Genomic DNA, 15,604 nt, shown 5'->3' with positions numbered 1-15,604 from the left:
TTCAGTTGACCAGTCTGAGACCTTTGATGTCTAGGTTTTTTGAGTAATGACACCAAGCGGATGCGTAGCTAGTTCCCTGTTCTGTCGTTAAGGGTTAAACATTTTTATTTGGGTTAAGGACGTGCCATTAGGCGAATCAGCTCAGAAAACAAAGGCGCGTGCTAACTTCACCCCAGCAATGGGAGTGGAATTGCTTAGTTTCCATCAACAACCCGGTTCACAAACACAACCAGAAGCGATCGATTATACAGCCGTATCCCTTCCCCCCGTTTCCTCCTACCGCTTTCGCGCTCGTAAAGCGCTGGAGCGCGGCTCACTCGCCCAGAAGAAAGATGAGAACTATAGGGAGAAATTAGCTCTCTGGCTCCGAGGCCTTCTATTAACTACTTTCTGACAACTGTCATCTCAAGTCTGTTGGATCGGCCGCGCTTGCTGTGTCCCAGGTTCCGTCCTCACAACAGGGGCATTCATATTTTGTTCTTTAAAACAACCGGGAAAATATCTAGATTGAAACCAAAAACCTTAAATCGGACTTTGCCGCTAGCAACCTTTGAGGCTGCTTACCAGTTGTTACAGCAAATGGCTGAAATCCCAGGGGCGATTTGGCTCACCGACGATGCGATCGCTGATTCTCAAAATCTGGAAAATTCGTCGGAAAGGTTTGCAGCAGTGGTATCAGAGCATTTTAGCGCGCTGCTGCGGGGTAATCTATTAGATGAGTTCGCAACAAACGGACACAAGCACAGCGAAAAAAATCTCCATTCGCAATTGAATGTGCAGTTGACTTTCGAGCCTAGGGCGATCGCCAATTTCCTGTCTCCCCTCGCAGACAAACTCGCAGAAATAACGGGCGCACCCTCGTGGAAAATTGACATTCGCGCCCTCAAACAAGCAATTAAAAATATACAGACCAACTCGGCAGTTCTTCAAAGCGAATTCACCCTAAATTTGCTGGATATTCTCGCTGCCAATGCCAGCCCAAATAATCGCCTGCCCCTACACAGCAAAATAGAAATAGAGGGAAAATCCGCGCCCAAAGTTATAGCTCCAGAAACGATACAGAGCCAGATTGCCGAAGCCGTCAATCAATTGCAAATTGTCAGTCCCTGCATTTCATTTTGTCAGCCAGTAGAAGATGCTTTGCAGCAGCAGCTTGAACAAGAGCGACTTTTGAATCAGGTGACAACTCAAATCCGCCAGAGTTTGGAATTGCCTGTAATTTTGTCAAAAGCTGTCGAGCGAGTGCGAGAGTTTTTGGAGGTCGATCGCCTGTTAATTTATCAATTTGAAAAAGTACCAGCGCCGCACAATGGCGAGTTAGCTAAAGAAATACCTGTGGCGGTTTCTGGGTATGGCGAAATCCAAGAAAATTCCGGGTCTTACTTGTATGTAGGTCGCGTTACCTACGAAGCCTTAGCCAACGATGCTATCTCGTCTGTATTGAATTTTAGTGAAGACGCGCAGTGTTTTACCAATGGAGTCATTGACCGAGAGAAATATCGCAAAGGTTTGGCTTTGTGCGTTGCGGATGTGGAAAAAACTTACTCTTCGCAGCCTTGTTTTTTAGAGTTGATGCGGCGGGCGAAGGTGCGGGCGAAGTTGCTAGTGCCGATCGTAGTTCAAGACGAGTTGTGGGGGCTGCTAATTGCCCACCAGTGTACTTTTCGGGAGTGGGAAGAAAGCAAAAAAACATTTTTGCGACAAATAGCAGAACATTTGGCGATCGCCATTTACCAAGCCGAACTTTATGCAGAAGTCCAACAGCAAAAGCGCACCTCAGAACAGCGCGTAATAGAGCGAACGCAAGAACTGCGCGATGCACTGGTCGCCGCCCAGTCTGCCAGCCTCGCCAAGAGCGAATTTTTAGCAGCTATGAGCCACGAATTGCGGACTCCTCTCACCTGCGTCATCGGCATTTCCGACACGCTGCTGCGGTGGTCTTACGGCAAAGTTGGCAGCAAAGAAGTGCCGGTCCAAAAGCAGCGGCAGTACCTGCAAACTATCCGAGACAGTGGCGACCACTTATTAGAATTAATTAACGATATTTTAGATTTATCACAAGTAGAAGCGGGAAAAGCCATATTAAAAATTAGTGAATTTTCACTTTCTAAATTAGCTTCTCAGAGCCTGCACGCCCTCAAAGAAAAAGCTGCCGCTAAAGGCGTGGAACTGCTGCAAGAACAGCGGATAAAACAAGAGTGCGATCGCTTCATCGCTGACCCGCGCCGCTTGAGACAAATTCTCTTCAATCTTTTAGGAAATGCGATTAAGTTTACTCCCAAAGGCGGGCGAGTCATCCTGCGAGTTTGGGTGACAGAAGATAAAAATCGAACGCCGGCATTGCGGCCGCCCGGTACTGCACCTGCTGGCAGTACCGCTGTTTTTCAAATCAAAGATACTGGCATTGGAATTCCAGAAAATCAGCGATCGCTTTTGTTTCAAAAATTCCAGCAGTTGGATTCCCCCTACCGCCGGGAATACGGCGGCACCGGTTTGGGATTGGCTTTAACTAAACAGTTAGTAGAGCTTCACGGTGGCGCGATCGAAGTCAACTCTAAAGTAGATGTCGGCTCTACTTTTACAGTTTTTATACCCATCCAAACTCTAACCAAAGATGACTCCACAAAATTCACCTATGAAAAATCTAATTCATCTTTACCGCTGCATTATTCTTCGCGGGGCAGCCTCGTGCTCGTGGAAGAAGATGAAGAAACTGCTATGCTGATTTGCGATATCCTGACAGCAGCAGGACTGCAAGTGGTGTGGATGATTGAAGGTTCGGCGGCGGTGGAACAAATTGAACTTTTGCAACCGAATGCGGTGATTGTAGATATGCGTTTGCCCGGTATGAATGGCTGCGAAATAATTCACCAACTGCGCCAAAAATTTGCTACTGAAAATATCAAGATTCTCGCTTTAAGCGCTAATGAAATTCCGCCAGATCAGATATCTTTCGTGACGGCAGGAGCTAACGATTGTTTGGCTAAACCGATTCACCCGGAGCAATTGCTGGACAAGATTATTTCTTTAATGGCTGGGATTGGTAATGGCTAATACAATTTTAGATTTTAGATTTTAGATTTGGGAATGACTCATTGGATATGGGTTGGAATATGGTCTACAGTTACATTCTTTTTTTTGAACTGGTATAATTTGTAATTCCCAATTACCCATTCCCCATCCCCAATTCGCCATGATTAATTGTCAAATTCCTACAGGATTAATTGTTTCTTGTCAAGCACCTGCTGATTCGCCGCTGCACGATCCCATCGTAATTGTGGCAATGGCTCGAACCGCCATCAATCGAGGTGCATCGGGGGTGCGGATTGACACTCCGGCTCACATTGCAGCGGTGCGAAAACAGATATCTGCTCCCATAATTGGGATTTGGAAACAGCAATTGCCGGGATGCGAGATTTACATTACTCCTCGGTTTGAAGACGCGCGGGCGATCGCCGCTTCTGGAGCCGATATTATCGCCGTTGATGCTACTCTGAGAAACCGTCCTGCTGGCGGGGAAGATTTAAAGACATTAATCGGGCGAATTCACAGTGAACTGGGCAAATTAGTGATGGCGGATGTAGATACAATAGAAGCTGCGATCGCGGCAGCCGAAGCTGGTGCAGATACTGTAGCAACTACTCTTTTTGGCTATACTGCCCAGACGGAAAATTTTTCGCCGCCGGGATTTGATTTGCTTGCGGAAATGGTAGAAAAGCTTAAGGTTCCCGTTATCTGCGAAGGCGGGATATCGGGGCCGGAAATGGCTAAAAAAGCCTTGGATTTAGGAGCGGTGGCTGTTGTTGTGGGGACAGATATTACTGGGATTGATCTTAAGGTGACAGCCTATAAGTCGCTGATGGGGAAGTAAGTTCGGCAACGGATTGTTTAACGGATTGAAGGAAGTTCGGCAACGGATTGTTTAACGGATGTAACAGATGTAACGGATTGAAGGAAGTTCGGCAACGGATTGTTTAACGGATGTAACTGATTGAAGGAAGAAGGGAGAAGAAATATTCGGCGATTTCAATCGCTTGTAGGCACAGGAAATGCACCAGTTAAGGATGGGAAATATCGGGCGATTTCAATCGCCCTTTATCAGGGGAAGTTGCTAAATCAGTGCGCCATTGATAAAGCTGCTAACTACAGCCAAGGCGATCGCCCCCAGTACCGCGCTCCAAAGGCCCATCCGCAAACTAAATCCTTCAACTAACTTCGCAGCCGAGGCAAAAACAATCACGTTCATTACAAAAGCAAACACGCCGGAAAGCAATCCCAGCGTCAGTAGGTTCGGCACGAAAAAAACTGCTTTCAGAATTGGCAAAATTAAAACATTCAACATTCCCAAAACCGCAGCGGAAATTACTGCTTTCGGTGTGCTGTCAATTTCTACGCCGATCGGCAGTTGAGAAATTAGCAGCAAGCTGCTGCCCGTCACCAGCCAAGCAATCAAAAAATCGATCGGTTCCACAGCGCCTCTACCTCCTTAACAGTTGAATTGTCAGAAAAACCTGATATTTAAGGTCTAACTTAATCAACAAATCCCGCTGATTCATCTGCCAATCGATAGAATTGATGTCTGTTACTAAAGAGTTAGAAGTTATAATCCCTGTATCATCTGCCAAATCATCCGGATGGGAACCGTATCAACCTGTTAGTTGAATAAAAAGAGCAGATTAATTAATATGGCTGGCGATTTTTCTTTTAACTCTAAAATCCGATTCGACAAAAATGGCTTGGACAATCCTGCACGGCAACGCAGCCGATCGCTCCAAGTTATGATTTTTATGCTGTTCGTCACTACCTTGGTGACGCTACCGATATTTCGTCTAGCCGAACTGCAACTGGTACAGGGAGCCTACAACCGACAACGGGCGGAAAATAACCGCATTCGCCCTGTTTCAGTCCCAGCCAATCGCGGTCAAATTTTAGACCGCAACGGCCAAATTTTTGCGGCCAACCGCGTATCTCGATCGGTCTATGTGTGGCCAAAAGAGCGCTCGGCCAAGGAGTGGCAAGAGATCGCCGCTACACTGGGCCCGATCGTCAAACTTCCTGCACTCGAAATTATCAAAAAAATCGATGCCGTTGGCTACAGATCAGCCCTGCCAGTGCGAATTAGTAAGGATATCGATGTCGGTACTTTCGTCGCGTTGGGAGAACAAGCTAATACTTTGCGGGGAGTTGAAATTCGCGTAGAATCGAGCCGAGACAACCCCCACCAGCAATTAGCAGCTCACCTTTTGGGATACGTCGGCGAAGCTAGTTTAGAGCAATTAAAAGCTAATCCTGCATATCCGATGGGGATGCTCGTCGGTCAAATGGGAGTTGAAAAATTAGCCAATTCAACTTTAGAGGGCGTTTGGGGCAACCGTTTAATCGAGGTGAATGCTAAGGGTGAGGAAATCCAAGATTTAGGTGTAAAAGAGCCTATTCCCGGCAAACCGGTGCAGCTAACTTTAGATTTAGATATGCAGAAAACTGCGGAAAAAGCTTTGGGCGATCGCCTGGGTGCAGTTGTGGCGATCGACGTGAAAACCGGCGCTCTTTTAACAATGGCTAGTTGGCCGACATTCGACCCCAATATTTTCACCCGCAAGGTGACTCAACAAGAATGGGATCGACTGCAAGGGCCAGACAAACCATTTTTAAATCGGGCAGTTCAAGGCTATCCAGTCGGCAGCACTTTTAAGATTGTAACTTCTGTAGCCGGGATGGAGTCGGGCAAGTTTTCTCCTGACTCGACTTTGGTAAGTTCTGCTTCAATTAACATCGGCGGAATTACTTTTAACGAACACGGAGCCGGTTACGGTGTTATCGGTTTCCGCGATGCTTTAGCCTACAGCAGCAATACGTTTTTCTATCAAGTAGGTATGACTGCAGGGCCGGAAGAGATGGCGAAATGGGCTAAAAAAATGGGCATTGGCGGTACTATTAATTTAGAGCTTTTGGGGATAGACGGCGCCAATCACGGTCAAGTTCCGATCCCAGCAGAGAAACAGAAAATGTATGGGGAAGATTGGTATGTTGGCGATACAGTAACAATGGCTATCGGTCAAGGTTTGGTACTTTGTACTCCCTTAGAACTGGCTGTGATGGTGTCAACTATTGCCAACGGTGGTTGGCGAGTGCAGCCGCATTTGTTGGTTTCTCAAACCAATACTCCTATTACTCAAAAAATTCCAACAGGTATTAAGCCTGCAACTTTAAACGTCATTAAACAAGGATTGATTGACGTGGTGAAAAAAGGTACAGGCCGCGCCATGAATGACGGTACTATTCCTTTAAGTGCTGGTAAGACTGGGACCGTGGAAATGCCCGGTCATCCTGACAATTCTATGTATGTGGGTTTTGCTCCTGCTGACAAACCGGAAGTTGCGATCGCAGTTATAGTTGAAGGCGGCGGATTTGGTGCTGTATCGGCGGCACCAATTGCTCAAGAGGTATTCCGAACCTATTTTCAAAAGCAGGGTTTTAAACCTACGAATAAGCCTTTCTAGTCCTTAGCTAATTGTGGACTGTTGACTGTTGACTGTTCTCATTTTGTCCCATACTTCGATCGCACTATCCTTGATATCTTGGAAAAGTGCGATCGGTCAAAAATTTTCCCCTACCAATCGTCTCACTTCTAAGGTCGATAAATTCATCATTTGCGCTACCTGTTCCAGACTCATTCCAGAATTTAAGAGTTGAGTTACGAGCTGGCGCAATGTTGACTCCGCGGCCAGTCGTCCCAGGTTTTCTTCCTTGTGAATCTTCAAAAACTACCCGTTTCAGGATCTCTAAACCTCAATTTTCCTGAAATTAGATACAATTCCCGTCCCAGAACTTCACTGAACAACCACAGCGTATCGAAAGCGATATTGTGGGCTGCAATCGGCTCGTACTGATTGTTTATCAAACGTAATCCCTGTAAAATCGGATTTAGGTAATCTCCCGACGGATCGTACTGAAAATATTCCCTAACTCCCAAAGCCCGATAAATTTCCGGTTGAGTTTCTTGGTGTTTCGTCTGAGTTGTTTCGGAAGTAATTTCTAACACAAAATCGGGAGTAATTCCCCCTTCTTCCCAAACTTTATAATTATCCCTTTTGCGGTTGGCAACTCCAAATACCACATAAACATCCGGGGCCACAACTGCCTGGTTGTTCCCTTCTTCATAATATATGAAAGAATTGGCTGACAGGTAAACATCAGAACGTTCTTGAAAATAAAGCTTGACAGCTTCTACGCTGTAAGTCATGTAAGCGCGCGTGAGGTCGGTTTCAGCAATCGGCTCTCCGTCGCTGCTGGGATCTTCAATTTCTACTTGTTCGAGTTGAGTTAAAATTGTCATTTTTCAATTTTACTCAAAGTTAATTAATTTAATGGTGCATTCTGTAGGAGTTGGGAAAAACTCGATATTTCTCAAAAAAATAAACAAAGGTGCGCAGTGCGCACCCTAAATAATTAGGTTTGGCGTCCTGGACTTTAAGGCTGGTCTGATGGTTGACAGAGACAGAAAATTTAAATTCTAATTAATCCCTCTGTCTAAAATAATCATTTCCGAACCAACAACTGGACTTCTAGCTATTAAATTTCCTTCCATATTCGCAATTTCTAACTTGCTGAAATCGAGTGAGTTAGCCTCCTTCCACATTTTCGTTGCTAGTTGATTTTGCTCAACTTCGTTGAGTTTGTACCAATCTTCAGCGACTTTTACTGTCAAAATGCTGCTGGAAAAATTAGCTTGAACAGACTCAACTAAACCGCCGCCCAGTCGATTCTTAATGTCAGTAATTTGATTTTGAATCGCAGCAATCAGAGACTGTTCCGGCGTCAGCGGCGGCGGTGGGATAACTTCTACTGGTTGCGGTTTTTCTGGAGCCACTAAATCGGGCAACTTGCTTTTGAATTTAGCAGAGATTGGCTCAGATGGTGCGATCGCCTCTGGCGATTTCGGCGTTCCCGGCTCCACAAAATCGCCAAAGGTTGGCGGCGACTGCTGCGCTGCTGGGAGAGGAACTTTTGCTACTTTGTCCGGCGGTTTTGCCGAGAAACTGTTGAAAGTTAAACCCACTGCAACGATTAGAATTGCGGCTAATGCGGCGTTTAAAATTGGATCGGACAGCTTCTCATTGGCAGATGGTGGCAGTAGCGATCGCATTAGCCGCACAATACTTTGCCAAAGTACAACGACTTTCTCTAAAAAACTCCCTTCCGTGCGTTGGGATACAGGCTTTTTATCAACTTTTACAGCAACTTTTGGAGGCACGCTGTTAACTTCCGCAGCAACAGTGGGAGGAGTTACTGTTGCTGAGTCAGAAGCGGTGGGCGCGATCGGCTTTTGGACCTGCAACGGTGGTTCTGCTGCTAATTTTTGCCCTTTTTTTCCCAAATTCCCTATCGAGGCAATCAAAGCTTTAATTCTCTGATTTTTGGGAACCGCGCTGCTGGCATTTTGAGTTTTGCTGCCAGTGGGGGCAGACTTTGCAGCCGAATCAACCTGCGGTGTCTGAGATTGAGAGGGTTCTGGAGTTGACTGGTTTAGTTGTTCTTCTGACATTTTCTCTGCCTTGGGGCGTTGCAAATATATCTAAACGAGATAAATTTTAGTTGAGCCATCTCAACCTTAATTTATCATTTAACTTAGTTGTAACCGAATCAAAATGAGCATCAAACGCCGTCACTTTCTAATTTTAGGCAGTCTCAGCAGCTTTGGTTTGGCCGGAGTCTGGAAAATGTTTCAGCTTCGGACTGCCTGGGATACAGACACCGATGCTGCTGTGGCTTCTAACGTTGAGGCAGAAAGGACGATCGTTCCTTTGCCGGCCTCACCGCCTATTTTACGCTTTATTTCGGTGGCCGACACCGGTACCGGCGCTGAAGGTCAGTATGCTGTGGCTGAGGCGATGGCGCAATATCACCGCGAAAACCCTTTTAATGTTACTGTTCTCGCCGGCGACAATATCTACAATAACGGCGAATTTGAAAAAATTAATGCTGTTTTCGAGAAGCCTTATCAGCCGTTATTGCAGCAAAACGTAAAATTTTATGCTTGTCTGGGAAATCACGACATCCGCACTGGTAACGGCGACCAGCAAGTTAAATATGCGGGTTTTAATATGCAAGGTCGCTACTATACTTTTCGGCGCGATCCGGTACAGTTTTTTGCTTTAGATACCAATCACAATGCTGACTGGGAAAATCAGCTTGCTTGGCTGGAAAAAGAGTTGAGTCAGAGCACGGCACCTTGGAAAGTTGTGTTCGGCCACCACCCGATTTATTCCTCTGGCGTCTACGGATCGAATCAATCTTTTATTAAGACTTTCACGCCTTTGTTTCAAAAGTACGGCGTGCAGCTTTATATCAACGGACACGAGCACAGTTACGAACGCACTCGATCGATTAACGGTACGACTTATTTAATTTGCGGTGCCGGCGCGGGCACTCGTCCGGTGGGGCGTTCTGAGTGGACGGAGTATTCTGCTAGCCGCCTGAGTTTTGCGACGTTTGATGTCTATGAAGACCGGATGTTTGTCAGTTCTATCGGTACTGACAAACGGGTTTTTGACCGAGGGGTGATTCAAGTGCGATCGGCTTAATTCAGATTATATTCAGGAGCCAACAAAATGAATAGGGGTTGTAGAGCCAATAAAACTGGTTTTGTTTTAGAAACAACTGTAGAAGGTACGTTGAGAGGCCACGGATATCTTGAAATATGCCCCCAGTTGCCGAAAAAGCGCAAGCGAGATTGGCTCTTAATCTCTACTGAAAATCCCAAGCGATATGCTAAACAGGTTTATATCGGGTCTAGCATCTATGAAACTGAAATAAGTGTCGATTTTTACATTGTTAATTCCGGTTCTTTTCCTCGGGGTCTAATTGTTGAGTGCAAGTGGCAAGAAGACAAAGGTTCAGTAGACGAGAAGTATCCTTACCTCAATTTAAATATTAAAAATTGTTATCGGGTGCCAACTATTGTTATAGTGGGCGGTGACGGTATGAGGCAAGGTGCGCTCGACTGGTTTAAAAAACAAATTCCTGATAATCAAAATTTGTTAGCAGTTCACAAGCTAGAAGGTTTCATTACCTGGGCAAACAAATATTTGTAATAGAAGTTATGCAACTTTGTCGCCTGCGGGGAAACCACGAGTTGCTCAGACAAAATATGCTTATGTAGAGAGTTTGCTGAAGTGTAATCTAAAATGAAAGTATTAATAATTCCTTGATTTTTCCGCGCTTGTCACTATTAGAATTAATTCCACGCGAGGCAGATATCTCAATTAATTTGGGCAGAGGATGTCTTTTAAAAACTTCACTATCGCTGTATATTTGAGCGATGAAATCGCAGTTAGAATTAGACAGCATAACTTTCACGCCCCGTTCGGCAACTTCTGCAAAAATATCTCTCAGTTTAAGCTGTTCCGATTCTTTGAAATTATCTCTGCTGTAAGTAGTAAAGTTACTGGTGGCACTGATAGGATAATAAGGCGGATCAAAATAAACAAAGTCTTCGCTGCTAGTAGAAAAGTCCAAAATTTCCTCGAATTTTCTGACTTCAATTTGAACGGGCGCGAGTAAAGATGAGACCGATCGCAGTAAATCTGCTTGACAAATGTTAGGATTTTTGTATCGACCTATCGGAACATTAAATTCACCTTTTGAGTTTTCTCTGTAGAGGCCGTTGTAACAAGTTTTATTTAGGTAAATCAGGCGTGCTGCTTTTTCTGTATCGGTTTTGTAGGAGCGCGAGCGCACCCAGTAATAATAATCTTTATTGTCCTTGGTATGTTCTAACTGATGCTGCTCTAAAAGTAGAATCAGCTCCTCAACTTTATCCCTGACACAGCGATAAGCATTGATCAACTCAGGATTAATATCTGTTAAAACAGCTTGCAAACCAGGGTTCTGCTGTGCTAAGTAAAAAAATACAGCTCCGCCACCCAAAAAAGGCTCGTAGTAAGTTGTGAACTTTTTAGGAAAATAAGGTTGATATTGTCCAATCAACCTAGTTTTACCTCCTGCCCATTTCAGAAAGGGACGTGGCAAGACGAAAGAAGGTGCGGAAGCAGACATTTATCTAGAAATAACGGCCCTATAATATTTATCACAACTAGAAGTCAATAGAAATACTTCTGAAGTTCTTACCGGAGGTGGCGTGGCATTAAACAGACAGTGCCGGAGCCATCGGCGAAAAGTTTTCGTTAGAATTATATATGTCAGCCTCGCCGGCAAAAATGCCCGATCGCCCGATCGGCAGATTTAGCTCCGGCTGTGCCAAAATTGTCTAACTCGCTCACAAGTGTTACCAGTCAAAGATCGTGCTGTGACACTTTACCCCACCAAGCTCATGCAAGATTTTATTAATAACGTCTCTCGCTACCCGCGCTTTTTCATCACGATATGTCTGGGAATTTTCTTTTTCCTGTTCGAGCGACTCAAACCCCTGCTCGATCGACCGGCAACTGCGATCGCCCTGATTAGTTCGATTGTAGCGACTTTTGTCTTTCTAACTTTTACACTGCGCGCCATGTTAGGCCTGAGTTCGGTTTAAAGCCTGCGCTTGAGCGCAAACATTAACTGCAAATTCAGTTAAAACACTAACTCCCAAAGTAACTGCCAACTCTTGCAGGCGATCGCACACTTGACAATAGTCGCTGCGATAGATTGGAAGAGGAAAAAATTGCGCTAGTTACGGCAGTCCTCCTCAACCAAGGGGCAGGCAAACATTACCGAAGTGCAGGACAAGCCTTTGGGGCCATCAACATTCACTGGGGAAATACTGCACCTCTGTTTCCCCAATGTCCCACTTAATCATTAGGAAGCGGCATCCCCCGCCCCGCTTTCCTCTCCCGTTAACCTGACGGTATCACGAGAGTTTCCAGCGGACAAGACAGATGAAGTTTGAACATATCTATCAATTTTTTCAAGACCCCCCTCCTGTTTATCTAAACAAGGAATTAGCTGTGTGCTACATTCTCTCCGTGTTATTGCGCGGAGATTCCTACGGTACAGAACTGATTGGCCAACTAGAGAGGGAATTCCCCATCTACCGACTTTCTGATACCGTTCTCTACAGTGCTCTGAAATTCCTAGAAGATGAAGCCGTAATCACGGGTTACTGGAAAAAAGTAGAAGGACGCGGCCGCCCCCGCCGGATGTATCAAATCCTCCCTGAGTGGCGGCACCAAGCTCAAGACCTCGCTCGTCTCTGGCACGAGTATATAGGTCAGGGAAACGGCGCGTCAGGGCGTCGGCCCCGCGCCTTAGAAACTGGTCACACAGGTTAGCCGAGTTGGAATCGGATGCCTAAACCCTGGAGATGCTGGCGCTACTTGCAAAGCGATTTGCCTGTCCGAAGCCTTCGCTTTGCTAGATCGCCCGCCGCACAGCGATTAAAGCAGCTACACTACGTCAGGACTTACGCATTGTCACTTGAGAATTAGGGACGATGGGGAGATATGGGAATTGGGTGATGGAGAGCAAAACACCTTGCTACAAAGCTTTCTGCGAATTTTGATAACAAAGTGTCTGCGTAAGTCCTCGATCGCTTTCGTATGTCAAGTTCTGTAAAGTAATAGTATAGAATTTCAATTACACAAACTTCTACCGATGGATACTGCTGTTCTTCCTTCAACATTTTTGCTAACGCTACTGCTGGCTGTTGGCTTGTTTTTCTTCATCAAGGCTTCAGTCAAAGAGCGAATCGAACAAGTCAAGCTGGCTTCCGAGAGCGCCCAAGAGTCACTGTTAGCCGACTTACAACAGTATTTTGCCGATAGAGCTTACCGAGTTGCAGCCGTCGATGCCCCCAACTATAAAGTCACGTTTGAGGGTTTTGTGCGGCCGAGTTGGTTTCTAGCTATTTTTCTAACTCTGCTGAGTGCAGGTGGCGCTCTGTGCTTGGGACTGGTTTTGGGAATGCTAGTTCCCCAGCAGGGCCAAATTTTCCTAGCTTTGGTACTGCTGTCGCCGCTGGCGGGGGTATTTTACTGGAAAAAAGCTGGACGCTCTGAGCAAGTCTCGCTCAAACTCGAATCAGTTGCTGAGTCGGGAAGCCAAACCAAGAGCTTTGTTACTGTCCGAGCTCACCGCGATGAACTAGCAGCCATGCAAAAAGCTTTAGATTTGAAACCGCTCGATTAAAAGTTTGACGCGGAACGTTTTTTGATATGCTAGATGCCGTAGTTAGACTTCGAGCTGAGAAACCAATGATTAAATAGCGTCTCTCTCGTTGGCTGTTTTTTTGATTCACTTGTTCGATCGACAAAACAGTCAAAAAAAAACCATTATCGTGAAAGTGCCAATTGTGGCGATCGCCCTTGGGCTGCGATCAAGCCTGTTGCGATGGCTCCTTATACCCTAATTCCTAAGGACTTTTCGCAGAAATTTCAGTTGGCACTCTCCAGACAATGAGAACTCTCGCGCTTTTGTTAAAAGACTTAGAAAAACATTGCTGTCAATGTTTTGAGCTAAACATTTTGAGCTATGCGCGGGCCGCTGACACCACAGGAATTTTTTCTGTGGTAGCTTCCAACATCACCTTTAAGCTGGGAAACAAGAAATGGTTCTCTTCTACGTATTGGGCTCCAAATAAACCTTTTTCGGCCCAGAAGTATCTGTCAGTGGTATGCTCGTTACGCTTGACTAACAGCAAAGCTGGGGGAGCAATGCCTTCTGCATGGATGAACTTGCGAGCCGCTGTTACGGGTTTATCTTCGCCGCTCTCGATGCTATATTGAGGCACACACTCTAAAATTCTGCGTCCTTCTTGTCGGCGGCGACTCTTGCGTTTGCGTCTCCTGGCCAATTTCTTTACCTCCTCTGTGAGCAGACAGTATGAGCAGACAGGTTGTAATGATAGCTACCAAATCCGAGGCCAGTATATCCGTTCTAGCTCAAAAATTCAACTGTTTTTAATATATCGACATAATCTTAACATTCGTGCCGATCGACAAAAGTGTAGCGGTTGTGCTATGGTTGGCCGCAAGTTCCGGCAAAAGCCAAGCTTGGGGATCGGTGGAAGCTGCGCCGACGGCGAGGCGGGGCAATTGGGGTTCATGAAAGCCCGATGCCTTCAACATAGCTGCCTTCTATCAAAGGGAAGAAACCTGAAATCTAGAAGTCTCTCATCAGTAATCGGTGGCCGATAATTTGTAATTTACTTAGAATTCCGTTAGATATCTTAATGTGGCGCTCATGTTAATGCCAGCCAGTTCAGAATTTGTCAAACTTTGCCGCTCGCAGGTGGCCATCGCCGTTAGTTTGGGAGCGAAATTCAGCGCGGTATACCTGACACAAGAGTTGGTAGAAGGCAGCGAAGCAAAGTTGGTGCCGATCGCGGTTTACCCAGAAACCTCAGCCGAATCGGAAGAAAATCAGGGGTTGAGGTTGCAATCTTCCGAAAGCTCGACAGTAAAACCAGTACCGCGCCTGCTGGCGCCGCCTGTTCTGCCAGTGGAAGAATCAACGGTAGGGGCGATCGCACCCGAGCGGCTTCCGGGTAATGAGCGCGGTTCCAATCAGTGCCAAGGCCCGGAGAATTTGTGGCAGCAGCGGATGCAAATAGTGACGCCTCTGATACACGAGGGAGCTGTAATGGGACTTCTAGTCAGCGGTCGGCAAGACAGGCCTTGGAACGAGCGAGAGGAGGCTCAGATACAACAAATTGCTCGCACCTTAGCCCTAGCCTGCATTTTAGACCAGCGATCGCAGTGGATGCAGCAGGAATTGGGTACGAGTCGGCAAATCCAGGCTCAGGTTTACGACACGATGCACAATTTGCTGCACCAGTTCAAAAGTCCGCTGACAGCGTTGCGAACTTTTGGCAAGCTGTTAGCGCGGCGGCTGGTACCGGAAGACAAAAACCGCAATGTGGCTTTTAGTATTGTCCGAGAGAGCGATCGGCTGCAAGAGTTGCTCGGCCAGTTCGATCGAACTGTTGACACCGGCGAAGCACATCTAAAACTGCGATCGGGCAGTTCAGAAAAAGCAATCTCCAATGTGGAATCAATCCGGCATTCTCCTCTGTCGCTGTCACCTGTGGCCAATTTGGAGGAATCCTGTTTTGTTACAGAAGTCTTAAAACCGCTGTTAACTTCCGCCGAGGCGATCGCATCTGAAAGGAATCTGAAATTGGTAGCTGACATTGCGGCTGATTTGCCGCCAGTCTCAGCGAACGATCGAGCTTTGCGCGAGGTTTTGAGCAATTTAATTGACAATGCTTTGAAATATACCCCTGCCGGCCGCCAAATTTATATTAAAGTAAGGTACAAAGCCGCGGATGGCGATCGGGCAGGATACAGCCAATTGCCTGCCATAGCAGTTGCCGTCAGCGACACAGGTTCTGGCATTCCTCCCCAGGATTTAGAGCATTTATTTGAGCGGCACTACCGGGGAGAAAAAGCGCAGACCGAAATTCCTGGCACAGGATTGGGTTTGGCGATCGCCCGCGATTTAGTCCGCCAAATGCAAGGAGAAATAGAAGTATTTTCCCCACTCAATCCTGAATGGCTACCCTTTGCAGAAACTAATTTATTATATCCAACGGATCGTGGCACTACCTTTGTGGTTTGGCTACCAGTGAATAATTAACGAACTCTATTGCTTAGAGACATTTTTT

General features: G+C 46.1%; 15 protein-coding genes. 9 read left to right on the top strand and 6 right to left on the bottom strand.

All coding sequences use genetic code 11. The features are described 5' to 3' along the window. The first annotated feature begins 507 nt into the window (after positions 1–507). Positions 508–3,054 (top strand): hybrid sensor histidine kinase/response regulator, encoded by a 2,547-nt coding sequence (locus QUA27_RS03950; RefSeq protein ID WP_333066468.1) that lies wholly within the window; start codon positions 508–510, stop codon positions 3,052–3,054. A 139-nt stretch (positions 3,055–3,193) separates the two neighbouring features. Further along, a complete protein-coding gene (locus QUA27_RS03945) occupies positions 3,194–3,871 on the top strand; it encodes an N-acetylmannosamine-6-phosphate 2-epimerase (protein WP_333066466.1) in 678 nt (225 codons plus the stop codon). Positions 3,872–4,111: 240 nt separating this feature from the next. On the opposite strand, the gene QUA27_RS03940 is transcribed toward QUA27_RS03945, so the two are convergent. Further along, positions 4,112–4,471 (bottom strand): phage holin family protein, encoded by a 360-nt coding sequence (locus tag QUA27_RS03940; RefSeq protein ID WP_006635567.1) that lies wholly within the window; start codon positions 4,469–4,471, stop codon positions 4,112–4,114. 214 nt (positions 4,472–4,685) lie between these two features. On the opposite strand from QUA27_RS03940, the gene mrdA reads away from it, so the two are divergent. After that, complete coding sequence (mrdA, locus tag QUA27_RS03935; protein WP_333066464.1) at positions 4,686–6,500, top strand: penicillin-binding protein 2; 1,815 nt, start codon at positions 4,686–4,688, stop codon at positions 6,498–6,500. A gap of 257 nt (positions 6,501–6,757) precedes the next feature. Here the strand turns inward: mrdA and QUA27_RS03930 are convergent, their stop codons facing one another. Together QUA27_RS03930 and QUA27_RS03925 are read right to left on the bottom strand one after the other, a co-directional pair. Continuing rightward, the gene (locus QUA27_RS03930; RefSeq protein ID WP_333066463.1) at positions 6,758–7,336 is read right to left on the bottom strand and encodes a Uma2 family endonuclease; all 579 of its coding nucleotides are present in this window, start codon (positions 7,334–7,336) and stop codon (positions 6,758–6,760) included. Between the two features lie 177 nt (positions 7,337–7,513). Beyond that, the gene (locus QUA27_RS03925) at positions 7,514–8,545 is read right to left on the bottom strand and encodes a hypothetical protein (protein ID WP_333066461.1); all 1,032 of its coding nucleotides are present in this window, start codon (positions 8,543–8,545) and stop codon (positions 7,514–7,516) included. 103 nt (positions 8,546–8,648) lie between these two features. On the opposite strand from QUA27_RS03925, the gene QUA27_RS03920 reads away from it, so the two are divergent. Together QUA27_RS03920 and QUA27_RS03915 are read left to right on the top strand one after the other, a co-directional pair. Beyond that, entirely contained in the window at positions 8,649–9,584 is a 936-nt protein-coding gene (locus tag QUA27_RS03920) for a metallophosphoesterase family protein (RefSeq protein ID WP_333066460.1), read from the top strand. Between the two features lie 27 nt (positions 9,585–9,611). Beyond that, on the top strand, positions 9,612–10,094 hold the full coding sequence (locus QUA27_RS03915; protein WP_333066459.1) for a PD-(D/E)XK nuclease superfamily protein: 483 nt from the start codon (positions 9,612–9,614) through the stop codon (positions 10,092–10,094). 88 nt (positions 10,095–10,182) lie between these two features. Here QUA27_RS03915 and QUA27_RS03910 read toward each other — a convergent pair whose 3' ends face one another. Beyond that, positions 10,183–11,058: a DNA adenine methylase gene (locus QUA27_RS03910; RefSeq protein WP_333066458.1), complete on the bottom strand. Its 876-nt coding sequence runs from the start codon at positions 11,056–11,058 to the stop codon at positions 10,183–10,185. Positions 11,059–11,332: 274 nt separating this feature from the next. Here QUA27_RS03910 and QUA27_RS03905 point away from each other — a divergent pair, with 274 nt between their 5' ends. The 3 genes from QUA27_RS03905 to QUA27_RS03895 all read left to right on the top strand — a co-directional run bounded on the left by QUA27_RS03905 (position 11,333) and on the right by QUA27_RS03895 (position 13,128). Continuing rightward, positions 11,333–11,536 carry a DUF751 family protein gene (locus tag QUA27_RS03905; protein ID WP_190657763.1) on the top strand — a complete coding sequence of 68 codons (204 nt, stop codon included), beginning with the start codon at positions 11,333–11,335 and terminating at the stop codon, positions 11,534–11,536. 343 nt (positions 11,537–11,879) lie between these two features. Further along, positions 11,880–12,272, top strand: coding sequence for a PadR family transcriptional regulator (locus QUA27_RS03900; protein WP_293144339.1), 393 nt, complete (start codon positions 11,880–11,882; stop codon positions 12,270–12,272). Between the two features lie 322 nt (positions 12,273–12,594). Then, on the top strand, positions 12,595–13,128 hold the full coding sequence (locus QUA27_RS03895; RefSeq protein WP_333066454.1) for a cofactor assembly of complex C subunit B: 534 nt from the start codon (positions 12,595–12,597) through the stop codon (positions 13,126–13,128). 340 nt (positions 13,129–13,468) lie between these two features. Here QUA27_RS03895 and QUA27_RS03890 read toward each other — a convergent pair whose 3' ends face one another. After that, entirely contained in the window at positions 13,469–13,792 is a 324-nt protein-coding gene (locus QUA27_RS03890; RefSeq protein ID WP_333066452.1) for a DUF3155 domain-containing protein, read from the bottom strand. A gap of 106 nt (positions 13,793–13,898) precedes the next feature. Beyond that, a complete protein-coding gene (locus QUA27_RS03885) occupies positions 13,899–14,066 on the bottom strand; it encodes a hypothetical protein (protein ID WP_333066451.1) in 168 nt (55 codons plus the stop codon). A gap of 121 nt (positions 14,067–14,187) precedes the next feature. Between QUA27_RS03885 and QUA27_RS03880 the strand changes: the two genes are divergently transcribed. Beyond that, complete coding sequence (locus tag QUA27_RS03880; RefSeq protein ID WP_333066449.1) at positions 14,188–15,576, top strand: GAF domain-containing sensor histidine kinase; 1,389 nt, start codon at positions 14,188–14,190, stop codon at positions 15,574–15,576. Positions 15,577–15,604 lie beyond the last annotated feature (28 nt).

It is taken from the genome of Microcoleus harperi Pol14_C6, assembly GCF_036701295.1.
Classification (GTDB): domain Bacteria; phylum Cyanobacteriota; class Cyanobacteriia; order Cyanobacteriales; family Microcoleaceae; genus Microcoleus.
This window is presented reverse-complemented; position numbering and strand designations above follow the sequence as displayed.

Bases quoted from the DNA above. Each gene is read 5' to 3' on its own strand.
- QUA27_RS03930 (WP_333066463.1), bottom strand. From the start codon at position 7,336: ATGACAATTTTAACTCAACTCGAACAAGTAGAAATTGAAGATCCCAGC.
- QUA27_RS03895 (WP_333066454.1), top strand. From the start codon at position 12,595: ATGGATACTGCTGTTCTTCCTTCAACATTTTTGCTAACGCTACTGCTG.
- QUA27_RS03915 (WP_333066459.1), top strand. From the start codon at position 9,612: ATGAATAGGGGTTGTAGAGCCAATAAAACTGGTTTTGTTTTAGAAACA.
- QUA27_RS03945 (WP_333066466.1), top strand. From the start codon at position 3,194: ATGATTAATTGTCAAATTCCTACAGGATTAATTGTTTCTTGTCAAGCA.
- QUA27_RS03905 (WP_190657763.1), top strand. From the start codon at position 11,333: ATGCAAGATTTTATTAATAACGTCTCTCGCTACCCGCGCTTTTTCATC.
- QUA27_RS03910 (WP_333066458.1), bottom strand. From the start codon at position 11,058: ATGTCTGCTTCCGCACCTTCTTTCGTCTTGCCACGTCCCTTTCTGAAA.
- QUA27_RS03900 (WP_293144339.1), top strand. From the start codon at position 11,880: ATGAAGTTTGAACATATCTATCAATTTTTTCAAGACCCCCCTCCTGTT.
- QUA27_RS03880 (WP_333066449.1), top strand. From the start codon at position 14,188: ATGCCAGCCAGTTCAGAATTTGTCAAACTTTGCCGCTCGCAGGTGGCC.
- QUA27_RS03885 (WP_333066451.1), bottom strand. From the start codon at position 14,066: ATGTTGAAGGCATCGGGCTTTCATGAACCCCAATTGCCCCGCCTCGCC.
- QUA27_RS03920 (WP_333066460.1), top strand. From the start codon at position 8,649: ATGAGCATCAAACGCCGTCACTTTCTAATTTTAGGCAGTCTCAGCAGC.
- mrdA (WP_333066464.1), top strand. From the start codon at position 4,686: ATGGCTGGCGATTTTTCTTTTAACTCTAAAATCCGATTCGACAAAAAT.
- QUA27_RS03925 (WP_333066461.1), bottom strand. From the start codon at position 8,545: ATGTCAGAAGAACAACTAAACCAGTCAACTCCAGAACCCTCTCAATCT.